Source organism: Pseudomonas sp. NPDC087358 (genome assembly GCF_044900785.1).
GTDB lineage: Bacteria > Pseudomonadota > Gammaproteobacteria > Pseudomonadales > Pseudomonadaceae > Aquipseudomonas.
Genome location: NZ_JBJDOA010000001.1, coordinates 484,949 through 505,500 on the forward strand (window position 1 = coordinate 484,949; position 20,552 = coordinate 505,500).

Here is a 20,552-nt window from a genome sequence, read left to right on the forward strand (position 1 = left end):
TTACGCTGGCCGGACTGCGAAGAGTCGATGAACGACTGTTCTGAAAAAGCTGCTGCGATTAAACGCCGTAGCTCATCAACCGCTCGTAACGACGAGCCAGCAATTCGTCATTATTGAACGTCTTGAGCATTGCCAACTGGCTGCTCAGCTCTTCGCGAATCGACGCAGCGGCGGTTGCCGGATCGCGGTGTGCGCCACCCAATGGCTCGCCGATGACCTTGTCGACAATGCCCAGACCCTTGAGGCGATCGGCGGTGATGCCCATCGCTTCTGCAGCATCCGGTGCCTTCTCGGCGGTTTTCCACAGAATCGATGCGCAGCCTTCCGGCGAGATCACCGCGTAGGTGGAATATTGCAGCATGTTCAGCTGATCACAGACGCCGATGGCCAATGCACCGCCAGAACCACCTTCACCGATTACGGTGGCGATGATTGGCGTCTTCAGACGCGCCATGACGCGCAGGTTCCAGGCAATCGCTTCGCTCTGGTTGCGCTCTTCGGCGTCGATCCCGGGGTAGGCGCCCGGCGTATCGATAAAGGTCAGGATAGGCATCTTGAAGCGCTCTGCCATTTCCATCAGACGGCATGCCTTGCGGTAGCCCTCAGGACGCGGCATGCCGAAATTGCGCCGAACCTTCTCGCGCACTTCACGGCCTTTCTGATGACCGATCACCATCACCGGTTGGTCGTCCAGACGGGCGATACCGCCAACGATGGCAGCGTCATCGGAAAAATGGCGATCACCATGCAGCTCGTCGAATTCGGTGAAGATGTGTCCGATGTAGTCCAGGGTGTACGGACGACGCGGATGACGCGCCATGCGCGCGATCTGCCAACTGGTCAGGTTGCCGAAAATGCTTTCGGTGAGCGTATTGCTCTTCTCTTGCAGTCGAGAGATTTCATCGCCGATGTTCAGCGAGTTGTCATTGCCTACCAGACGCAGCTCTTCAATCTTGGCTTGCAGGTCAGCAATCGGCTGTTCGAAATCCAGAAAATTCGGGTTCATAGGCATCCGTCTTGGGTCGACGGCCAAGAGGCCGGCCGGTTGATCCGTAAGCGCCATACCTTAAAGGATACGGCGGCTTGGGGTCGAGGTTAAAAATGTCGAGTTTAAAAGTGTCGAGTCTAAAATTCGAGATTCAGCTTTCAACGATACTGGAGGAAGACGTTCTCTCGTCCGAACTGGTCACGCAGCGCCTGAATCAGACTGTCTGCCGGATCAATCCGCCACGCCTCGCCAAACTGCAACAGTGCGCGTGCTTGCTGCCCGGTGTAATCGAGCGTGATCGGACACGCACCGCGATGCTTCTTGCACAGTTCACCCAGCCAGCGTAGACGATCGCCCTTGAGCGCCTCGCTATGCACGGTCAGGCGCAGGCTTTCGGCAAGGCCGGTACGCGCCTCCTCCAGACTCATGACCCGCTTGGCACGCAGGCGCAGTCCACCGGAGAAGTCGTCGGAGCTGACCTCGCCTTCCACCACCACCATCGCGTCGGTCTGCAACAGCGACTGGGCGGCCTGGAACGAATCGGCGAACAACGACGCTTCGATTCGCCCGGAGCGGTCGTCCAGGGTGATGAAGCCCATCTTGTCACCCTTTTTGTTCTTCATGACCCGCAGCGCGATGATCAGGCCGGCGACAGTCTGGGTATCGCGCGCCGGTTTCAGGTCGACGATGCGCTGGCGGGCGAACCTGCGTATCTCGCCTTCGTATTCATCGATCGGGTGACCGGTCAGGTACAGGCCCAGGGTTTCCTTTTCGCCACGCAGTCGCTCCTTGAGCGTGACCTCCTTGGCATTGCGATGGTTGGCATAGACATCGGCATCGGCCTCGATGAACAAACCGCCAAACAGGTCGGCGTGACCGCTGTCATGACTGCGCGCGGTCTGCTCGGCGGCCTGGATGGCGCCTTCCAGGGTGGCCAGCAACACGCCGCGATTGCGGTCGATATTGGCTTGATACTGCTTGGCCTCGTCGAAGAAAAACGGTCCCAGACGATCCAGCGCACCGCTGCGAATCAGTCCATCGAGGGTACGCTTGTTGACACGCTTGAGATCGATCCGCGCGCAGAAGTCGAACAGATCCTTGAACGGGCCTGCCTGACGCGCTTCAGTGATCGCCTCTACCGGGCCTTCACCGACACCCTTGATCGCGCCCAGGCCGTAGACGATACGGCCGTCGTCGTTCACCGTGAACTTGAATTCGGAATTGTTCACGTCCGGCGCATCGAGGCGCAGCTTCATAGTCCGCACTTCTTCGATCAAGGTCACGACCTTGTCGGTGTTGTGCATATCCGCGGACAGAACGGCGGCCATGAACGGCGCCGGGTAATGCTTCTTGAGCCAGGCGGTCTGGTACGACACCAGGCCGTAGGCGGCGGAGTGGGATTTGTTGAAGCCGTAACCGGCGAACTTCTCTACCAGGTCAAAGATGTTACCGGCAAGCTCCGGCTCGATATTGTTGGTCTTGCAGCCGTCGATGAAACCGCCGCGCTGCTTGGCCATTTCCTCGGGTTTTTTCTTGCCCATGGCGCGACGCAGCATGTCCGCCTCGCCGAGGGTGTAGCCGGCCATGACCTGGGCGATCTGCATCACCTGTTCCTGATACAGGATGATGCCGTAGGTCGGCAGCAATACAGGCTTGAGGCCTTCGTACTGGTAATCGACGTGGGGATACGACAGCTCGGCGCGACCGTGCTTACGGTTGATGAAGTCATCCACCATGCCCGATTGCAGCGGGCCCGGACGGAACAGCGCGACCAGTGCGATCAGGTCTTCCAGGCAGTCGGGCTTGAGCTTTTTGATCAGCTCTTTCATGCCGCGCGATTCAAGCTGGAATACCGCAGTGGTTTCAGCTTTTTGCAGCAGGTCGTAGGTGGGCGCGTCGTCCAGCGGGATGAACGCGATGTCCAGCGGCGGCTCGTTGACCTTGGCGCGGTCGCGGTTGATCGTCTTCAGCGCCCAGTCGATGATGGTCAGGGTCCGCAGCCCCAGGAAGTCGAACTTCACCAGACCCGCGGCCTCGACGTCGTCCTTGTCGAACTGGGTTACCAGGCCGCCGCCCTCTTCATCGCAATAGATGGCCGAGAAGTCAGTCAACTTGGTCGGCGCGATGACCACACCACCGGCGTGCTTGCCGACGTTACGCACCACGCCTTCGAGCTTGCGCGCCATCTCCCAGATTTCTGCCGCTTCCTCGTCGACCTTGAGGAAGTCACGCAGGATTTCCTCCTGCTCGTAGGCTTTTTCCAGGGTCATGCCCACTTCGAACGGGATCATCTTCGACAGACGATCGGCCAGGCCGTAGGACTTGCCCTGTACGCGGGCGACGTCACGCACCACGGCCTTGGCGGCCATGGAACCGAAAGTGATGATCTGGCTCACCGCGTTGCGACCGTATTTCTCGGCCACGTACTCGATGACCCGATCGCGACCGTCCATGCAGAAGTCGACGTCGAAGTCGGGCATCGAAACCCGCTCGGGGTTAAGGAAGCGTTCGAACAGCAGATCGTATTCCAGCGGATCCAGGTCCGTGATCTTCTGGACATAAGCCACCAGCGACCCAGCACCCGACCCACGGCCGGGACCTACCGGCACACCGTTGTTCTTGGCCCACTGGATGAAGTCCATGACGATCAGGAAGTAACCGGGGAAGCCCATCTGGATGATGATATCCAGCTCGAAATTCAGGCGATCCACGTACTCCTGACGCTTCTGTTCGTAGTTGGGCGTGGTTTCCCGCGGCCACAACACCGCCAGACGCTCTTCAAGGCCTTCGAAGGAGACCTTGCGGAAATACTCATCGATGGTCATGCCATCGGGAATCGGGAAGTTGGGCAGGAACGCCGTGCCCAGCTTCACTTCGATATTGCAGCGCTTGGCGATCTCGACGGTGTTGGCCAGCGCGTCGGGCAGATCACTGAACAGCTCGGCCATCTGCTCGGCGCTTTTGAGGTACTGCTGGTCACTGTAATTGTGCGAGCGACGCGGGTCGTCCAGTGCCCGGCCTTCACCGATGCAGACGCGGGTTTCGTGGGCCTCGAAGTCTTCCTGCCGGATGAAGCGCACATCGTTGCTCGCCACCAGCGGCGCGCCGTGGCGTTCGGCCAGGGCGACGGCTGCGTGCAGGTGTTCCTCGTCGTTGATGCGACTGGTGCGCTGAACCTCGACGTAGAAACGCTGCGGGAACACCGACATCCATTCCTTGAGCAACTGATCGGCCTCAGCCGGGTTGCCGCCGAGCAGCGCCATGCCGATTTCGCCTTCTTTGGCGGCCGACAGGGCAATCAGGCCTTCGCTGGCCTGCGCCACCCACTCGCGCTCGATCACCACCAGCCCATTGCGCTGACCGTGCATGAAACCACGGGAGATCAACTCAGTGAGGTTCAGGTAGCCCTTGGGGTTCATCACCAGCAGGCTCATGCGGCTCAGCGGCGCATCGCGGTCGCGTCCGGCCAGCCAGATGTCGGCGCCGCAGATCGGCTTGATCCCGGCACCCATCGCGGCCTTATAGAATTTGACCAGCGAACACATGTTGTTCTGGTCAGTCACTGCCACCGCCGGCATGTTCAGGGCGGTCAGCGCCTTGACCAACGGCTTGACCCGGACCAGACCGTCAACCAGCGAATATTCGGTGTGCAGGCGTAGATGAACGAAAGTAGCCGGCATGGGTGATCCTATAACGCACAGAAAACGAAGGCCGGATTGTACCGGCCTCTCATGAAAACATCAGCCCGCGATCAGTTGAACGGCAGCGGTGTGAAGCCGCTGGAAATCATCATGTCACGCGCTTCCCAGGCCGCACGCACCGGGGCGAAGGAGCGCCGGTGAATCGGAGTAGGACCCAGTCGGGCCAGTGCCTCCAGGTGTACCGGCGTCGGATAACCCTTGTGGCCACCGATGCCGTAACCCGGATAGATCAACTCCATGCGCGCCATTTCCCGATCCCGCGAAACCTTGGCCAAGATCGACGCTGCGGCGATGGCGGGCACCTGAGCGTCACCCTGAATGACCGGCGCACTGGGCACCGACAGCTGGGGACAGCGGTTGCCGTCGATCAATGCAAGCCTGGGGGTGATAAGCAGGCCTTCGACCGCACGTTTCATGGCCAGCATGGTGGCGTGGAGGATGTTCAGTTCATCGATCTCTTCGACCTCGGCGCGTGCGATGTGCCAGCACAGGGCTTTTTCGCAGATCTCGTCGAACAGCTTTTCGCGCTTGGCTTCGGTGAGCTTTTTTGAATCGTTAAGGCCCAGGATCGGGCGCTTGGGATCGAGGATGACGGCGGCAGTCACCACCGCGCCGCAGAGCGGGCCACGGCCCACTTCATCGACACCGGCGACCAGATCCTCGACCAGGTTGAAGTCCAGACCCATTTGCATTGATTGCACACTCATCGTGAAGGCGATGCGCCGATCAGGCTCAACACCGCATCGGCGGCCTGATTGGACGCATCGCGGCGCAAGGTTCGGTGAATGGCGTCGAAGCCGGCCGTCTGCTCCGCGCCGTTGTCGAGCAACGGCAGCAGGGTGTCGGCCAGCGCTTGAGCGGTCGCCGCGTCCTGCAGAAGCTCGGGGACCAGCAAACGCTGGGCCAGCAGGTTCGGCAGCGACACATACGGACTCTTCACCATCCGCTTGAGTATCCAGTAGGTCAGTGGCGCCAGACGATAGGCAACCACCATCGGTCGTTTGTACAGCAGCGCTTCGAGGGTCGCAGTGCCGGAGGCGATCAACACCGCGTCACAGGCTGCGAGCGCGACATGGGAGCGCCCATCGAGCAATGTCAGCGGCAGCTTGCGCCCTTCGAGCAGCAGTTCGATCTGCGCCCGACGCTGGGGGCTGGCACAGGGCAACACGAAGCGAACCTCGGGGCGCAGTGCCAGCAGACGCTCTGCAGCATCGAAGAACAACGCGCCGAGACGTCCGACTTCGCCACCGCGACTGCCTGGCATCAACGCCACCACAGGACCCTCGCCCAATCCCAGTTCGGCACGCGCGCCAACGCGGTCGGCATCCAGCGGGATCGTGTCGGCCAGTGGGTGACCAACGAAGCGTACCGGCACGCCCTTCTCTTCATAGAACCGCGCTTCGAAGGGCAACAGGGTCAGCATCAGATCACAACCCTGGCGAATCTTCAGCACACGCTTTTGCCGCCACGCCCAGACGGACGGGCTGACGTAGTGCACGGTCTTGATCCCGGCCTGACGCAGTTTGAGTTCGATGTTCAGGGTGAAGTCCGGCGCATCGATACCGATGAACACGTCGGGCTTCTCGTCGATCAGGGTCTGGATCAACAGCTTGCGCCGCGCCAGCAGTTCCTTCAGACGTCCCAGCACCTCCACCAGCCCCATGACCGACAAGCGCTCCATGGGAAAGTATGACTGCATACCTTCAGCTTCCATGAGCGGACCACCGACACCGATGAACTGTGCGTCAGGATGATGGACCTTGATGGCGCGCATCAGCCCGGAACCCAGTATGTCGCCGGAGGCTTCTCCGGCGACCAGCGCTATACGCAGGACAGTCATGATTAACGGGTGATGCCGCGGGTCGAGTTCTGGATGGACTCAAGGAACAGCGCGACTTCCGGGAACTGCGCGGCGGGCTCGGCAAGCTCGACCACCGCCTGCTCCACTGTCAGGCCCTGACGGTAGACCGTCTTGTAGGCACGACGCAGCGCATGGATCGAGTCCTCAGAAAAGCCGCGACGACGCATGCCTTCGAAGTTCATGCTGCGCGCTTCGGCCGGGTTGCCGAAAACAGTGACGAACGCCGGGACATCCTTGCCGATCGCAGTGCCCATGCCAGAGAAACTGTGGGCGCCGATGTGGCAGTACTGATGCACCAGGGTGAAACCGGACAGGATCGCCCAGTCAGCCACATGCACATGACCGGCCAGGGCGGTATTGTTGACCAGGATGCAATTATTGCCGATGACGCTGTCGTGGCCGATGTGGGCATAGGCCATGATCAGGTTGTGATCGCCAATGGTGGTCTCGGCACGATCCTGGATGGTCCCACGATGAATCGTGACGCCTTCGCGGATGACGTTGTGATCGCCGATCACCAGGCGCGTTGCTTCGCCCTTGTATTTGAGATCAGGCGTATCCTCACCCACCGACGAAAACTGGTAGATGTGATTATGTTTGCCGATTTTGGTAGGGCCTCGCAGGATCACGTGCGGACCGATTACCGAACCCTCGCCAATTTCCACACCGGGTCCGACGATCGACCACGGGCCGACCTCCACATTGTCGGCCAGAACAGCCGTCGGATCGATGATTGCGCGAGGGTCAATCAAACTCATAGTTTACGTTCCGCACAGATGATTTCTGCGGAGCATACCGGCTTGCCGTCAACCGACGCCTGGCATTCGAACTTCCAGATCTGGCGCTTGCAGCTCAGGAACCTGGCTTCAAGAATCAGTTGGTCGCCCGGCAGTACCGGCTGGCGGAAACGCAGCTTGTCGGAGCCCACGAAGTAATACAGAGTGCCGTCGGCAGGCTTCACGTCAAGCATTTTGAAGCCAAGGATGCCGGCAGCCTGAGCCATTGCTTCAATGATCAGCACGCCCGGCATGATTGGATGCTGGGGAAAGTGCCCGTTGAAGAAGGGCTCATTGATGCTGACATTCTTGTAGGCACGAATGCTTTTATTCTCAACATCCAGCTCCACGACCCGGTCCACAAGCAGAAACGGATAACGGTGGGGCAGATATTCGCGAATTTCGTTGATGTCCATCATTTCGAGAGGAAGCCTGTAGTAAAGATTGGGAGTGCGCGACGAATGCGCAGCACTCCTCTAGCAAATCAAGGAGGCAGTTTATCGGCTGTGCACGCTTGATAAGAAAAAGGTATCAGCCATCAGATGATGCTTTACCGCCTGAGGTCACTGCCTCGACAATCTTTTCCAGCTGTTGCAGGCGTCGCGCCATGTCATCGAGCTGACGTATGCGCGCCGCGCTTTTGCGCCATTCCGCGGCCGGCTGCATCGCCGTGCCCGAAGAATAGGAGCCAGGCTCGGTAATCGAACGGGTCACCATGGTCATGCCCGTGATGAAAACGCCGTCGCAAATATCGATGTGCCCAACCAGCCCGACACCGCCTGCGAGCATACAGTGCTTGCCAATCCTGGCGCTGCCGGATATTCCGACACAAGCCGCCATCGCTGTGTGATCGCCCACTTGTACGTTGTGTGCGATCTGAATCTGGTTATCCAGCTTCACACCATTGCCAATACGGGTATCGTCCATCGCACCACGGTCGATGGCAGTGTTCACGCCAATCTCCACGTCGTCGCCGATGGTCACCCCGCCAATCTGCGCGATTTTCTGCCATACGCCTTTCTCGTTGGCGAAGCCGAAGCCCTCGCCACCGAGCACTGCGCCTGACTGAATCACCACACGCTGACCAATGCGCACGTCGTGATACAGCGTCACCCGGGGTGCCAGCCAGCCACCCTCACCGATCACGCTGCGCGCGCCGATAAAACAATGCGCGCCAATGGTCACGCCAGCCGCAATCCGCGCCCCGCTTTCGATCACCGCGAATGCACCGACGCTGGCTGCAGGGTCGACAACCGCATCCTGCGCCACGACCGCGGTCGGGTGGATACCTGCCGCAGCCTTGGGTTTTGGATCGAACAGATGGGAGATACGCGCGTAGGCCAGATACGGATCGGCAATCAACAGTGCATCGCCCGCATAGCCTTCGGCATCCGCCGGCTTCAACAGCACGGCAGCAGCATGAGTGGTCGCGAGGAATTTTCGATACTGCGGATTGGCCAGAAAACTGACCTGATCGTGACTGGCCTCCTGCAAGGTGGCCAGCCCGGTGATTTCCTTGTCCGCAGGGCCACGTAGCGTGGCGCCGAGGAACTCGGCCAACTGGCCGAGTTTGATGGTCGCGGTCATGAAATTACTTCAGTTGGTTCATACGCTCGATGACCTGGCGAGTGACGTCGTACTGTGGCTTGACGTCAATCACGGCACCGCGCTCGAACACCAGGTCAAACCCGCCCTTCTTGATCACTTCTTCGACAGCCTGGTCCAGCTTGGGCTTGAGTTGCTTGAGCATTTCGCGGTCGGCAACGGCTTTGGCCTCATTCAGCTCCTTGGACTGGAACTGGAAGTCACGGGCCTTTTGCTTGAAGTCCAGCTCCAGCTTCTCGCGCTCAGGCTGGGCCATTTTGTCGCCACCGGCGACCAGGCGATCCTGAATGCCCTTGGCGCTGCTTTCCAGAGCCTTGAGTTTGGTCAGCTGAGGACCGAATTTCTTTTCTGCGTCGACGGCGTACTTCTTGGCTGCGTCTGATTCCAGCAGCGCCATTTGGTAGTTCAGTACGGCGATTTTCATGTCAGCAAATGCCGGGCCTGCGATCAGAACCGTTGCCAGCAATGCCAATTGGGTCAACTTACGCACGATGTAACTCCTACAGAATCCGTTGTCGTTATCAGTGATCAGACCCTTAGAAGGTCTGACCGAGAGAGAATTGGAAGATCTGGGTTTCGGTGCTGTTATCCGGTTTTTTGACCGGCATCGCCAGCGCGAAACTCAATGGGCCCAAGGCAGTGATCCAGGTCACGCCAACACCGACGGAGCTGGCGAGACCCGACAGTTCCGGGCCGTTACATTCGACTTTCTCGCCTTCAGTAGTGACTTTCTGAGAACCGCAATTGGTGTTGAATACGTTACCCACATCCCAGAACAGCGAAGTCCGCAGCGAACGCTGATCCTTGATGAACGGCAGCGGGAACAGAATCTCGGCACCACCAGTGATCAACACGTTGCCACCGAACGGCAGCGGATCCTGGTCCGGGTCCGCAAGGGTACCCGTCTTGGTCCCGCTGCTTGGCGTACTACGCGGCCCAAGGGTACTGTCCTTGAAGCCACGAACCGAGTTGAAGCCGCCGGCGTAGTAGTTCTCGTAGAACGGAAGACCGGAGGTCGAACCGTAGCCGTCGCCGTAACCGAGTTCCGAGTGCAGACGCAGCGTCGTGTTGTTAGTGATCGGGTGGAACAACTGACCGCGGTAATCTAGTTTGTAGAACGACAGGTCGCTGCCCGGAATGGTGGTTTCCAGGGTCAGGCTCTGGGAAGAACCACGGGTCGGCAGCGTGCCTTTGTTCAGGGTCGACTCGGACCAGCCGACCGACGCCTTGAAGTTGGTGAAGCTGTCGCCTTCTTTCTCGACGAAGTCAAAGATCTCGTCAACGGTGTAGGTACCGGTGCTCAGCTCGTCGCGCTGTACCGACAGACCGAAGTTCAGACGCGATGTTTCGCTGATCGGGTAGCCCATGTTGATACCGGCACCCAGGCTGTCCACCGAGTAGCTGGCCACGTCAACGTCGAGGTCGTCGTAGTTGGTCTTGCGGTAGAAGGCGCTGTAGCCAAGGCTCACACCGTCCGGGGTGAAGTACGGATCGACGTAGCTGAAGTTGTAGCGAGTCTGGTATTCACTTTTGGTCAAGCCGATGCTGACCTTGTTACCCGTACCCAGGAAGTTGTTCTGGCTGATCGAACCACCAAGGATCAGACCTGCGCTCTGGGCGAAGCCCACGCTTGCGGTGATCGAACCGGACGCCTGTTCTTCCACGGCATAGTTGACGTCGACCTGATCGTCGGTGCCTGGCACCGCAGGTGTTTCGACGTTCACTTCCTTGAAGAAGCCCAGACGATCAAGACGGGTCTTGGACTGGTCGATCAGGTAGGTAGAAGCCCAACCGCCTTCCATCTGACGCATTTCACGACGCAGCACGTCGTCCGCAGTCTTGGTGTTGCCACGGAAGTTGATACGGTTGACGTACGCACGCTTGCCCGGATCGACTGCGAACAGGATATCGACCGTGTGGTCTTCATCGTTCGGGGTCGGCACGCCGTTGACGTTGGCGAAGGTGTAACCCTCGTTACCCAGACGACGGGTGATCAGTTCGGACGTGGTGGTCATGACCTTACGCGAGAACACCTGGCCCGGCTTGACCAGCAGCAGCGACTGGACCTGATCTTCAGGCACCTTCAGGTCGCCGCTCAACTTGACCGACTTGACGCTGTACTTGTCGCCCTCGTGGATGTTGACGGTGATGTACACGCTTTTCTTGTCAGGCGTGATGGAGACCTGGGTCGAAGCGATATCCATGTTGATATAGCCGCGGTCGAGATAGTACGAACGCAGACGTTCCAGGTCGCCGGAGAGTTTTTCCCGGGCGTACTTGTCGTCGTTCTTGAAGAAGGACAGCCAGTTGGTGGTTTTCAGCTCGAACAGGTCAACGAGGTCCTGCTCCGGGAATACCGAGTTGCCGACGACGTTGATGTGCTGGATCGCAGCCACCGCGCCTTCATTGATGTTGATCTTCAGGCCTACACGGTTGCGCGGCTGCGGAACGACTTCGGTGGCGACTTCTGCCGAGTAACGACCCTGGGCCACGTACTGACGCTGCAGCTCGTTACGCACGCCCTCGAGCGTGGCACGCTGGAAGATCTCACCTTCGGCCAGACCGGACTGCTTCAGACCCTTCATCAGGTCTTCAGTGGTGATGGCTTTGTTACCGTCGATTTCGATGCTCGCCACAGACGGGCGCTCGACCACGGTGATGACCAGAACGTTGCCGTCACGGCCCAGCTGGATATCCTGAAAGAAACCGGTTTTGAACAGTGCACGAGTTGCGTCAACAAGACGCGCGTCATCGGCCTGTTCACCCACATTCAACGGCAGCGCACCAAAAACACTGCCCGCGGAAACCCGCTGCAGCCCATTGACACGGATATCGGAGATAGTGAAGGACTCGGCGTGAACTTCGGCGATCATCAGTACGGCAAGAACCGCAGTTAGCAGCAGACGTTTCATGAAGTCCTTTCTTATTCCAACTGGCAATAAACAAACTGCCGCAAAATGCGGCAGATTCACAATTCGGCGTAGCTTTTACAGTCGTCCCAGATCGTTGACCAGTGCGAGCAACATGACTCCGACCACCAGACTGATACCGATCTGAACCCCCCAGCCCTGTACCTTTTCCGACAGCGGACGACCACGCGCCCACTCGATCAGATAAAACAGCAAGTGCCCCCCGTCCAGCACTGGAATGGGCAGCAAATTGAGAACCCCCAGGCTTATGCTCAGATAAGCAAGGAAATTCAGGAAGTCACCTATACCTGACTGGGCCGAAGCGCCCGCCACTTTAGCAATGGTTATCGGTCCGCTCAAGTTTTTTACCGACAGCTCGCCGAACAACATTTTCTTCAGCGAATCGAGGGTCAGTACGCTCATGGTCCAGGTACGCTGCGCGCCCTCTGCCACGGCGGCCAGCGGGCCATAACTGACCTCGCGAAGCATCTCCGGTGGCCAGTCGACAGCTTTCACGCCCGCACCCAGATACCCGGTTGCAGCCTTGCCCTCACCACGAGCGACCAGCGTGACAGGCACGTCGATCCTTCCACCGTCGCGCTCGACCGCCAGGGAAATCCTGGTATCGGGACGGATACGAACCAGATCGACCACTTGTTGCCAGTCGTCAAGCGGCTGCCCATCAAGCGTCAGCAGACGATCACCGGTTTTCAGTCCAGCCGCCTGGGCTGGACCTTTGGGATCGAGCTCTGCCAGAATCGGCAGCAAGGACGGACGCCATGGCCGAATACCCAGGGAGCGGATCGGATCCGGCTCGTCGGCACCCTTGAGCCAGTTGTCCAGCACCAGAGAACGCGGGGTTTCTGCATCAGATCCTTGCTCGCGAACCTTGAGCGCGATGCTGCCGGTCTCGCCCAAGCGACGAACCAGCTGCAGATTGACCGCCGCCCAGCCTGTGGTCGCTTCGCCATCGACCGATACGATTTCCTGGCCAGAAGTCAGACCGGCCTTTTGCGCGATGCTGCCTGTTTCGACGCCGCCGATGACCGGCCGCACCTGCTGGCTGCCCAGCATCGCCAGTACCCAGAAAAATACAATGGCCAGTAGAAAGTTGGCGATCGGCCCGGCAATGACAATGGCGATACGCTGATAGACCGACTTGCGATTGAATGACTGGTCGACCAGCTCGGCAGGGACATCGCCTTCTCGCTCATCGAGCATCTTTACATAGCCGCCCAACGGAATCGCAGCGACTACATATTCGGTACCTTTACGGTCATGCCAGCGTAATAGCGGCATGCCGAACCCGACTGAAAACCGCAAAACCTTGACGCCACAACGCCGGGCCACCCAGAAGTGGCCAAACTCGTGAAAGGTTACCAGCACACCCAGGGCTACCAGGGTGCCGACAATCATATATAGCGCGCTCATTGCTGTTCTCCGGGTACCGGTCCGGCGCTGCGGGTGGACATGCGCCGCATGCTCAGCCGCACCGATGGACCTGTGCCTGATGGTATTTGCCGTTTACCGCCCATTTCGTCCGAGCCACTGCTCAGCCAGCGCACGCGCCTTGGCATCGACTTCGAACACTGTCTCCAGTTCGCTGACCGCGACGACAGGCTCCAGATTCAACACTTCGTCGATCATACTCGCGATTTCCGGATAACGAATGCGCCCATCCAGAAACGCCGCCACCGCTACCTCGTTGGCTGCGTTCAGAACCGCAGGTGCACTGTTGCCGGTTTCGGCAGCTTGCCGTGCCAGGCGCAGACAAGGGAAGCGCAACTCGTCCGGCGCCTGGAAATCCAGACGCGCGATGCTGAACAGATCCAGCGGGGCAACACCTGAATCGATCCGCTCGGGCCACGCCAGGGCATGGGCGATCGGGGTGCGCATGTCGGGGTTACCCAACTGAGCCAGCACCGAACCGTCCACATAGTCCACCATCGAGTGGATAACGCTTTGCGGATGAATGACCACCTCGATTTGCGCAGGCGCCGTATCGAACAGCCAGCAGGCCTCGATCAGCTCAAGCCCCTTGTTCATCATGCTGGCCGAGTCCACGGAAATCTTGCGCCCCATGGACCAGTTCGGATGCGCGCATGCCTGCTCGGGGGAGACGTGCTCGAGTTCCGCCAGCGGCGTCTCACGGAACGGTCCACCGGAGGCGGTCAGCAGTATCCGCCGCACACCCACCGCGCTCAGACCGCTGGCGTAATTGCCCGGCAGGCACTGGAATATCGCGTTGTGCTCGCTATCGAGCGGCAGCAGCACAGTCCCGCTGCGACGCACAGCCTCCATGAACAAGGCGCCCGACATCACCAGGGCTTCCTTGTTGGCCAGCAGAACCTTCTTGCCTGCCTCGACGGCGGCCAATGTAGGCCGCAAGCCCGCCGCACCGACAATGGCCGCGAGCACCGTGTCCACCTGCGGGTGGGCCGACACCTCGCACAGACCACCCTCCCCCATCAGCACCCGGGTATCGAGACCCGCTGCGCGCAGGTCATCCTGCAGCTGGCGGGCCGCAACGGCGGTAGGCACTACGGCAAACTGCGGCGTATGGCGGACACACAGCGCCAGCAACTCGCTCAGGCGAGTGAAGCCTGTAAGGGCGAACACCCGGTAGCGAGCAGGATGGCGGGCGATGACATCGAGGGTACTCAGGCCAACCGAACCGGTCGCTCCCAGCACGGTTATCTGCTGAGGCTTGCTCACATCATGCCCCAGTCTTTGGCAGCCCATAGCAGCAGCGCGAAGACCGGTATCGCTGCGGTCAGGCTGTCGATGCGATCAAGCACACCGCCGTGGCCGGGCAGCAGGTTACTGCTGTCCTTGACCCCCGATTTGCGCTTGAACATGCTTTCGGTGAGATCACCGACCACCGAAATCAGCACCACGATCGCAGCACACAGCAAGGCAAAAATAATCGCCGGAACCGACCAGCCGCGTGAGACGCCGACCACCGCAGTGATCAGCAGGCAGGCGGCGAGTCCGCCGTAGAGCCCTTCCCAGCTCTTACCCGGACTGACCTTGGGTGCAAGCTTGCGCTTGCCGAAAGCCTTGCCGGAAAAGTAGGCGCCAATGTCCGCGCCCCATACCAGGATCATCACCGACAGGATCAGCCAGTTGCCCATCGGCGCCAGCTTTATCAGCACCAGCCCTTGCCAGGCCGGCAACAGAATCAACAGGCCGATGACCAGCTTGCAGATCACGCTGGACCAGTGTTCGCTGGACTCGGGGTAGGTCAGAACCAGCCATGTCGCAACCAGCCACCAGATCAGGGCCGCCACCAGAATCCATGGCGCCAGACCCGGCAGCAGATACAACACGAACAGCAATACCGCCACCAGGGCGGCGTAGAGGACGCGAATCGACTGCGCCTCGAAACCGGCCAGACGCGCCCATTCCCACGCACCCAACGCAACCACCGCGCCGATGAACAGCGCAAAGCTGCCGCCTTCGAGCAAAAAGAAACCGCACAGTGCCAGGGGCGCAAGGATCAACGCTGTAATGATTCGTTGTTTGAGCATTAAGCACGGGCTCCAGCTTCTACCTGCTCGCTGGTTTTCCCGAAGCGGCGTTGGCGCGAAGCGAAATCGGCCAGCGCAGTGCGCATGGCTTCGTGTTTGAAGTCCGGCCAGAACAGGTCGGAGAAGTACAGCTCGGCGTAGGCCAGCTGCCAAAGCAGGAAGTTGCTGATGCGGTGCTCGCCACCGGTGCGGATGCACAGGTCTGGCAGCGGCAGATCGCCCGTCGCCAGGCACGTCTGCAACAGCTGCGGAGTAATGTCCTCCGGCCGCAGATGCCCGGCCTGGACTTCGCGTGCCAGGCGTTGCGCGGCCTGGGCGATATCCCACTGACCACCGTAGTTGGCGGCGATCTGCAGGACAAAGCGACTGTTGCCGGCGGTGCGCGTCTCGGCCTCGCGAATCGCAGCCTGAAGCTCGGGATGGAAGCGCGAACGGTCACCAATGATGCGCAGACTGATGCCGTTCTCGTTCAGGCGCTTGGTCTCGCGACGCAAAGCGGTGAAGAACAGCTCCATCAACGCCCCGACCTCCTCGGCCGGGCGCTGCCAGTTCTCGCTTGAGAAGGCGAACAGCGTCAGCACCTCGACTTTGGCCTCGGCGCACACTTCAATCACCGCCCGGACAGCATCCACGCCAGCCTTGTGACCCGCCACACCCGGCAACAGACGCTTTTTAGCCCAGCGATTGTTCCCATCCATGATGATCGCGACATGACGCGGTACCGTTGACGGCACAGCCAGCTTTGTCTTTTCCATGAAAGCTTCCCGGCCCTTATACGGCCATCAGGTCCGCTTCTTTTTGCTTGGTCGCCGCGTCGATATCCGCCTCGGCCTTGTCGGTCAGTTTCTGGATGTCGGCAGCGGCACGACGTTCTTCGTCTTCGCTGATTTCCTTGTCCTTGACCAGCTTCTTGAGATCACCCAATGCATCGCGACGAATGTTGCGCACGGCAACACGTGCGTCTTCGGCTGCGCTGCGCGCCTGCTTGGTGAAGCCCTTGCGGGTTTCTTCAGTCAAGGCCGGCATGGAGATCAGCAACAGCTCACCGAGGTTGGTCGGGTTGAGGTTCAGACCGGCACTCTGGATAGCCTTGTCGACTGCCGCAAGCATGTTGCGCTCGAAAGCCACGACTTGCAGGGTACGCGAGTCCTTTACCGTGATGTTGGCCACTTGGGTGATGGAGGTGTCTGCGCCGTAGTACGGCACCATCACGCTACCCAGGATGCTGGGGTGTGCCTTGCCGGTACGAATCTGGCCAAATGCATGGTTCAGAGAGTCCAGCGATTTCTGCATGCGCTCTTGAGCGTCTTTCTTGATTTCGTTGATCATTGTTGGCCTTCCTCGATCAGGGTTCCTTCAGCGCCGCCATGCACGATGTTCAGCAGTGCGCCGGGCTTGTTCATATTAAAGACACGCAGTGGCATCTTGTGGTCACGGCACAGGCAGATGGCCGTCAGATCCATTACCCCCAGCTTGCGATCCAGAACTTCATCGTAAGTCAGATGATCGAACTTCTCGGCATGCGGGTCCTTGAATGGATCGGCAGTGTACACACCATCGACCTTGGTTGCCTTCAACACGACATCCGCGTCGATTTCGATGGCACGCAAACAGGCGGCCGAGTCGGTGGTGAAGAACGGGTTGCCGGTACCGGCTGCGAAGATCACTACCTCTTTGGCGTTCAGGTGACGCATGGCCTTGCGACGATCGTAGTGATCGGTCACACCCACCATGGAGATCGCCGACATCACGATGGCCGAGATATTGGCACGCTCCAGGGCGTCGCGCATCGCCAGCGCGTTCATCACAGTGGCCAGCATGCCCATGTGATCACCGGTTACCCGGTCCATGCCGGCGGCACTCAGCGCCGCACCGCGGAACAGGTTGCCACCGCCGATGACCAGGCCGACCTGGACACCAATACCTACCAGCTGACCGACTTCAAGCGCCATGCGGTCCAGCACTTTGGGGTCGATACCGAATTCTTCGGACCCCATCAGGGCCTCGCCGCTAAGCTTGAGTAGAATGCGTTTATAGCGAGCTTGATAACCACTGCCCTGCTGAGCCATTGCGAATCTCTCCTGCGGCGTTTAAAAAAAATCTGACGAATCTGCGAGCACTTTAAGCTGCGCTAACTCTAGGCTACTAACTCAGAGATTTGCAGCCTTGTAAGCTGCGCACCCCGAAAAAACAAATTCCACCTGCCGCTTTGACAAAGAGGCTGCGCGCGTGAGCGGGCAGCCTCTTGGGGTCGACAGTTGGAGTACCGTCTTATTGCTTGCTGGCGGCTACTTGAGCTGCGACTTCTTCAGCGAAGTTGTCGACTGGCTTCTCGATGCCGTCGCCTACTTTGAAGTAGGTGAAGGAAACGATTTCAGCACCGGCTTTCTTGGCCAGCTCGCCGACCTTGATTTCCGGGTTCTTGACGAACGCTTGCTCGACCAGGCTGGCTTCAGCCAGGAACTTGCTGATACGACCGGCAACCATCTTGTCGGCGATTTCGGCAGGCTTGCCTTTGAGCTTGTCTTCGTTCAACTGCATGAAGACATTCTTCTCGCGCTCGATCGCTTCTGGCGAAACGTCCGAAGGCAGCAGGAACTCGGGGTTGGTCGCTGCTACGTGCATGGCGATGTCTTTCGCCAGCTCGGCATTGCCGCCCTTGAGAACGACAACCACGCCGATCTTGTTGCCGTGCAGGTACGAACCCAGCACGTCGCCTTCGATGCGCGCCAGACGACGGATGTTGACGTTCTCGCCAACCTTGCCGACCAGAACCAGACGATCAGCTTCCTGCGCTTCAACCAGAGGCTCAACGGTGGTCAGCTTGTCAGCAAAGGCTTTCTCGACGCTGTTAGCGACGAATGCCTTGAAATCGTCCTGCAGAGCCAGGAAGTCGGTCTGCGAGTTGACTTCGATCAGGACTGCGGCTTTGCCGTCGTCCTTGATTGCGATAGCGCCTTCAGCAGCAACGTTGCCTGCTTTTTTGGCTGCCTTGATTGCGCCCGAGGCACGCATATCGTCGATGGCTTTTTCGATGTCGCCGCCAGCCTTGGTCAAGGCCTTTTTGCAGTCCATCATGCCTTCGCCGGTACGCTCGCGCAGTTCTTTGACCAACGCTGCAGTAATCTCTGCCATTTCAAAATCCTCTTGGACAGGTCTTCAACCATTCCACCCGCCGGGCGGGCGTTCAAATTCTTGAAAAGCCACGGTGACAGCTGCACATGACATCAGATCAGTGGCAACGCCAGGTGGTTTTCGAGGTGGCAAAAAGGGGGCCAAGCCCCCTTTTTGCGTACTGAGTAAACGCTAGGCGTTTGCTACTCAGCCTTCAACAGTTGCCGCTGGAGCTTCTTCGGCGTAAACGTCGGTGCCGCCAGCGTTGTTGTTGCGACCACGGATAACAGCGTCAGCCATCGAACCCATGTACAGCTGGATGGCGCGAATGGCGTCATCGTTGCCTGGGATGATGTAGTCAACGCCTTCCGGGCTGCTGTTGGTATCGACTACGCCGATGACCGGGATGCCCAGCTTGTTGGCTTCGGTGATCGCGATGCGCTCGTGATCAACGTCGATAACGAACAGTGCGTCTGGCAGACCGCCCATGTCCTTGATACCACCCAGGCTACGATCCAGCTTTTCCAGGTCGCGAGTACGCATCAGCGCCTCTTTCTTGGTCAGCTTGGTGAAAGTGCCGTCTTCAGCCTGGATTTCAAGATCACGCAGACGCTTGATGGAAGCGCGAATGGTCTTGAAGTTGGTCAGCATGCCGCCCAACCAGCGGTGGTCGACGTACGGCGAACCGCAACGTGCTGCTTCTTCGGCAACGATCTTGCCAGCGGAACGCTTGGTGCCGACGAACAGAATCTTGTTTTTGCCCTGAGCCAGGCGCTCAACGAAAGTCAGAGCTTCGTTGAACATAGGCAGGGTTTTTTCAAGGTTGATGATGTGGATCTTGTTACGCGCGCCGAAAATGTACTTACCCATTTTCGGGTTCCAGTAACGGGTTTGGTGACCGAAGTGCACACCGGCCTTCAGCATATCGCGCATGTTGACTTGGGACATGATAGTTCCTTGATAAGTCGGGTTAGGCCTCCACGTATCCCAATGACCAACCAGCGGCTTGAGCCGAGGGCACCCAGGTCATCGTGTCGACACGTGTGTGGGTTTGAGCTTTCGGGGCTTACCCCGTAAAGCGGCGCATTTTATATCACAAAAAGTCTGATAACGGAACCTGAAACAAGCGCCTGTTTTCGCGGGGCTTTTTCCCGGGCGGCAGTGCTGCGTCCTGCGCCCGTCGGCACCTATATAAGGAAGCGATGATAACCCGCCCGGCGACGGTCTGGTAGAATCGCGTTTTTCTGTGTTTAGCTGCGGCCCTGCCGCGCCGAGAGAGCCTTGTATGACCGTTACCATCAAAACCCCTGAAGACATCGAAAAGATGCGTATCGCCGGTCGTCTGGCCGCCGACGTCCTGGAAATGATCGCGACGTACGTCAAGCCTGGCGTCACCACCGACGAGCTGGACCGCATCTGCCATGACTACATCGTCAATGAGCAGAAAGCCATCCCCGCTCCGCTGAACTACAAGGGTTTCCCCAAATCCATCTGCACCTCGATCAACCACGTGGTCTGCCACGGCATTCCGAACGAGAAGCCCCTGAAGGAAGGCGACGTGCTGAACATCGACGTGACGGTCATCAAAGACGGTTACCACGGTGATACCAGCAGGATGTTCCACGTCGGCAAGGTCCCCGAATGGGCCGAGCGCCTGTCGAAGATCACCCAGGAATGCATGTACAAAGGCATCGAACTGGTCAAGCCGGGCGCACACCTGGGCGATATCGGCGAAGTGATCCAGAAACACGCCGAGAAGAACGGCTTCTCGGTGGTTAGAGAATACTGCGGCCATGGCATTGGCAAGGTGTTCCACGAAGAGCCACAGGTGCTGCACTACGGCAAGGCCGGCAACGGCATGGAACTCAAGGAAGGCATGACCTTCACCATCGAGCCGATGATCAACCAGGGCAAGGCCGACACCCGCTTGCTGGGCGACGGCTGGACAGCCATCACCAAGGACCGCAAGCTGTCGGCGCAGTGGGAACACACCATTCTGGTTACCGCCACAGGCTACGAGATCTTCACCCTACGCAGCGACGACACCATCGCCCGCACCTCGGCCTGA

At 59.2% G+C, this 20,552-nt stretch carries 18 protein-coding genes; 1 reads left to right on the forward strand and 17 read right to left on the reverse strand.

Annotation, left to right across the window (positions count from 1 at the left end; translation table 11 throughout):
• Positions 1-58: 58 nt before the first annotated feature.
• The 17 genes from accA to rpsB all read right to left on the reverse strand — a co-directional run bounded on the left by accA (position 59) and on the right by rpsB (position 19,432).
• Positions 59-1,006, reverse strand: coding sequence for an acetyl-CoA carboxylase carboxyl transferase subunit alpha (gene accA, locus ACI2KS_RS02160; protein WP_404616745.1), 948 nt, complete (start codon positions 1,004-1,006; stop codon positions 59-61).
• 140 nt (positions 1,007-1,146) lie between these two features.
• Complete coding sequence (gene dnaE, locus ACI2KS_RS02165; protein WP_404616746.1) at positions 1,147-4,668, reverse strand: DNA polymerase III subunit alpha; 3,522 nt, start codon at positions 4,666-4,668, stop codon at positions 1,147-1,149.
• 71 nt (positions 4,669-4,739) lie between these two features.
• Positions 4,740-5,381 carry a ribonuclease HII gene (gene rnhB, locus ACI2KS_RS02170; RefSeq protein ID WP_404616747.1) on the reverse strand — a complete coding sequence of 214 codons (642 nt, stop codon included), beginning with the start codon at positions 5,379-5,381 and terminating at the stop codon, positions 4,740-4,742.
• An 11-nt stretch (positions 5,382-5,392) separates the two neighbouring features.
• Positions 5,393-6,529, reverse strand: coding sequence for a lipid-A-disaccharide synthase (lpxB, locus tag ACI2KS_RS02175; protein ID WP_404616748.1), 1,137 nt, complete (start codon positions 6,527-6,529; stop codon positions 5,393-5,395).
• 2 nt (positions 6,530-6,531) lie between these two features.
• On the reverse strand, positions 6,532-7,308 hold the full coding sequence (lpxA, locus tag ACI2KS_RS02180; RefSeq protein ID WP_404616750.1) for an acyl-ACP--UDP-N-acetylglucosamine O-acyltransferase: 777 nt from the start codon (positions 7,306-7,308) through the stop codon (positions 6,532-6,534).
• Positions 7,305-7,745, reverse strand: coding sequence for a 3-hydroxyacyl-ACP dehydratase FabZ (gene fabZ, locus ACI2KS_RS02185; protein WP_404616752.1), 441 nt, complete (start codon positions 7,743-7,745; stop codon positions 7,305-7,307). The genes lpxA and fabZ overlap by 4 nt, the downstream gene beginning before the upstream one ends.
• 112 nt (positions 7,746-7,857) lie before the next feature.
• The gene (gene lpxD, locus ACI2KS_RS02190) at positions 7,858-8,913 is read right to left on the reverse strand and encodes a UDP-3-O-(3-hydroxymyristoyl)glucosamine N-acyltransferase (protein ID WP_404616754.1); all 1,056 of its coding nucleotides are present in this window, start codon (positions 8,911-8,913) and stop codon (positions 7,858-7,860) included.
• Between the two features lie 4 nt (positions 8,914-8,917).
• Positions 8,918-9,421: an OmpH family outer membrane protein gene (locus tag ACI2KS_RS02195; protein WP_296261936.1), complete on the reverse strand. Its 504-nt coding sequence runs from the start codon at positions 9,419-9,421 to the stop codon at positions 8,918-8,920.
• 46 nt (positions 9,422-9,467) lie between these two features.
• Complete coding sequence (gene bamA, locus ACI2KS_RS02200; RefSeq protein WP_404616756.1) at positions 9,468-11,843, reverse strand: outer membrane protein assembly factor BamA; 2,376 nt, start codon at positions 11,841-11,843, stop codon at positions 9,468-9,470.
• Between the two features lie 75 nt (positions 11,844-11,918).
• Positions 11,919-13,271: a sigma E protease regulator RseP gene (gene rseP / locus ACI2KS_RS02205; protein ID WP_404616758.1), complete on the reverse strand. Its 1,353-nt coding sequence runs from the start codon at positions 13,269-13,271 to the stop codon at positions 11,919-11,921.
• Positions 13,272-13,364: 93 nt separating this feature from the next.
• The gene (ispC, locus tag ACI2KS_RS02210; protein ID WP_404616760.1) at positions 13,365-14,555 is read right to left on the reverse strand and encodes a 1-deoxy-D-xylulose-5-phosphate reductoisomerase; all 1,191 of its coding nucleotides are present in this window, start codon (positions 14,553-14,555) and stop codon (positions 13,365-13,367) included.
• On the reverse strand, positions 14,552-15,370 hold the full coding sequence (locus ACI2KS_RS02215) for a phosphatidate cytidylyltransferase (protein ID WP_404616762.1): 819 nt from the start codon (positions 15,368-15,370) through the stop codon (positions 14,552-14,554). The genes ispC and ACI2KS_RS02215 overlap by 4 nt, the downstream gene beginning before the upstream one ends.
• The gene (gene uppS, locus ACI2KS_RS02220; RefSeq protein ID WP_404616764.1) at positions 15,370-16,125 is read right to left on the reverse strand and encodes a polyprenyl diphosphate synthase; all 756 of its coding nucleotides are present in this window, start codon (positions 16,123-16,125) and stop codon (positions 15,370-15,372) included. Before uppS ends, ACI2KS_RS02215 begins: the two co-directional genes overlap by 1 nt.
• Positions 16,126-16,141: 16 nt before the next feature.
• Entirely contained in the window at positions 16,142-16,699 is a 558-nt protein-coding gene (gene frr / locus ACI2KS_RS02225; RefSeq protein ID WP_131059158.1) for a ribosome recycling factor, read from the reverse strand.
• A complete protein-coding gene (gene pyrH / locus ACI2KS_RS02230) occupies positions 16,696-17,439 on the reverse strand; it encodes a UMP kinase (protein ID WP_003172271.1) in 744 nt (247 codons plus the stop codon). The genes frr and pyrH overlap by 4 nt, the downstream gene beginning before the upstream one ends.
• A 202-nt stretch (positions 17,440-17,641) precedes the next feature.
• Positions 17,642-18,505 carry a translation elongation factor Ts gene (tsf, locus tag ACI2KS_RS02235; RefSeq protein WP_404616767.1) on the reverse strand — a complete coding sequence of 288 codons (864 nt, stop codon included), beginning with the start codon at positions 18,503-18,505 and terminating at the stop codon, positions 17,642-17,644.
• 186 nt (positions 18,506-18,691) lie between these two features.
• Positions 18,692-19,432 (reverse strand): 30S ribosomal protein S2, encoded by a 741-nt coding sequence (gene rpsB / locus ACI2KS_RS02240; protein ID WP_037014262.1) that lies wholly within the window; start codon positions 19,430-19,432, stop codon positions 18,692-18,694.
• A 337-nt stretch (positions 19,433-19,769) separates the two neighbouring features.
• Between rpsB and map the strand changes: the two genes are divergently transcribed.
• Positions 19,770-20,552 (forward strand): type I methionyl aminopeptidase, encoded by a 783-nt coding sequence (gene map, locus ACI2KS_RS02245; protein WP_404616769.1) that lies wholly within the window; start codon positions 19,770-19,772, stop codon positions 20,550-20,552.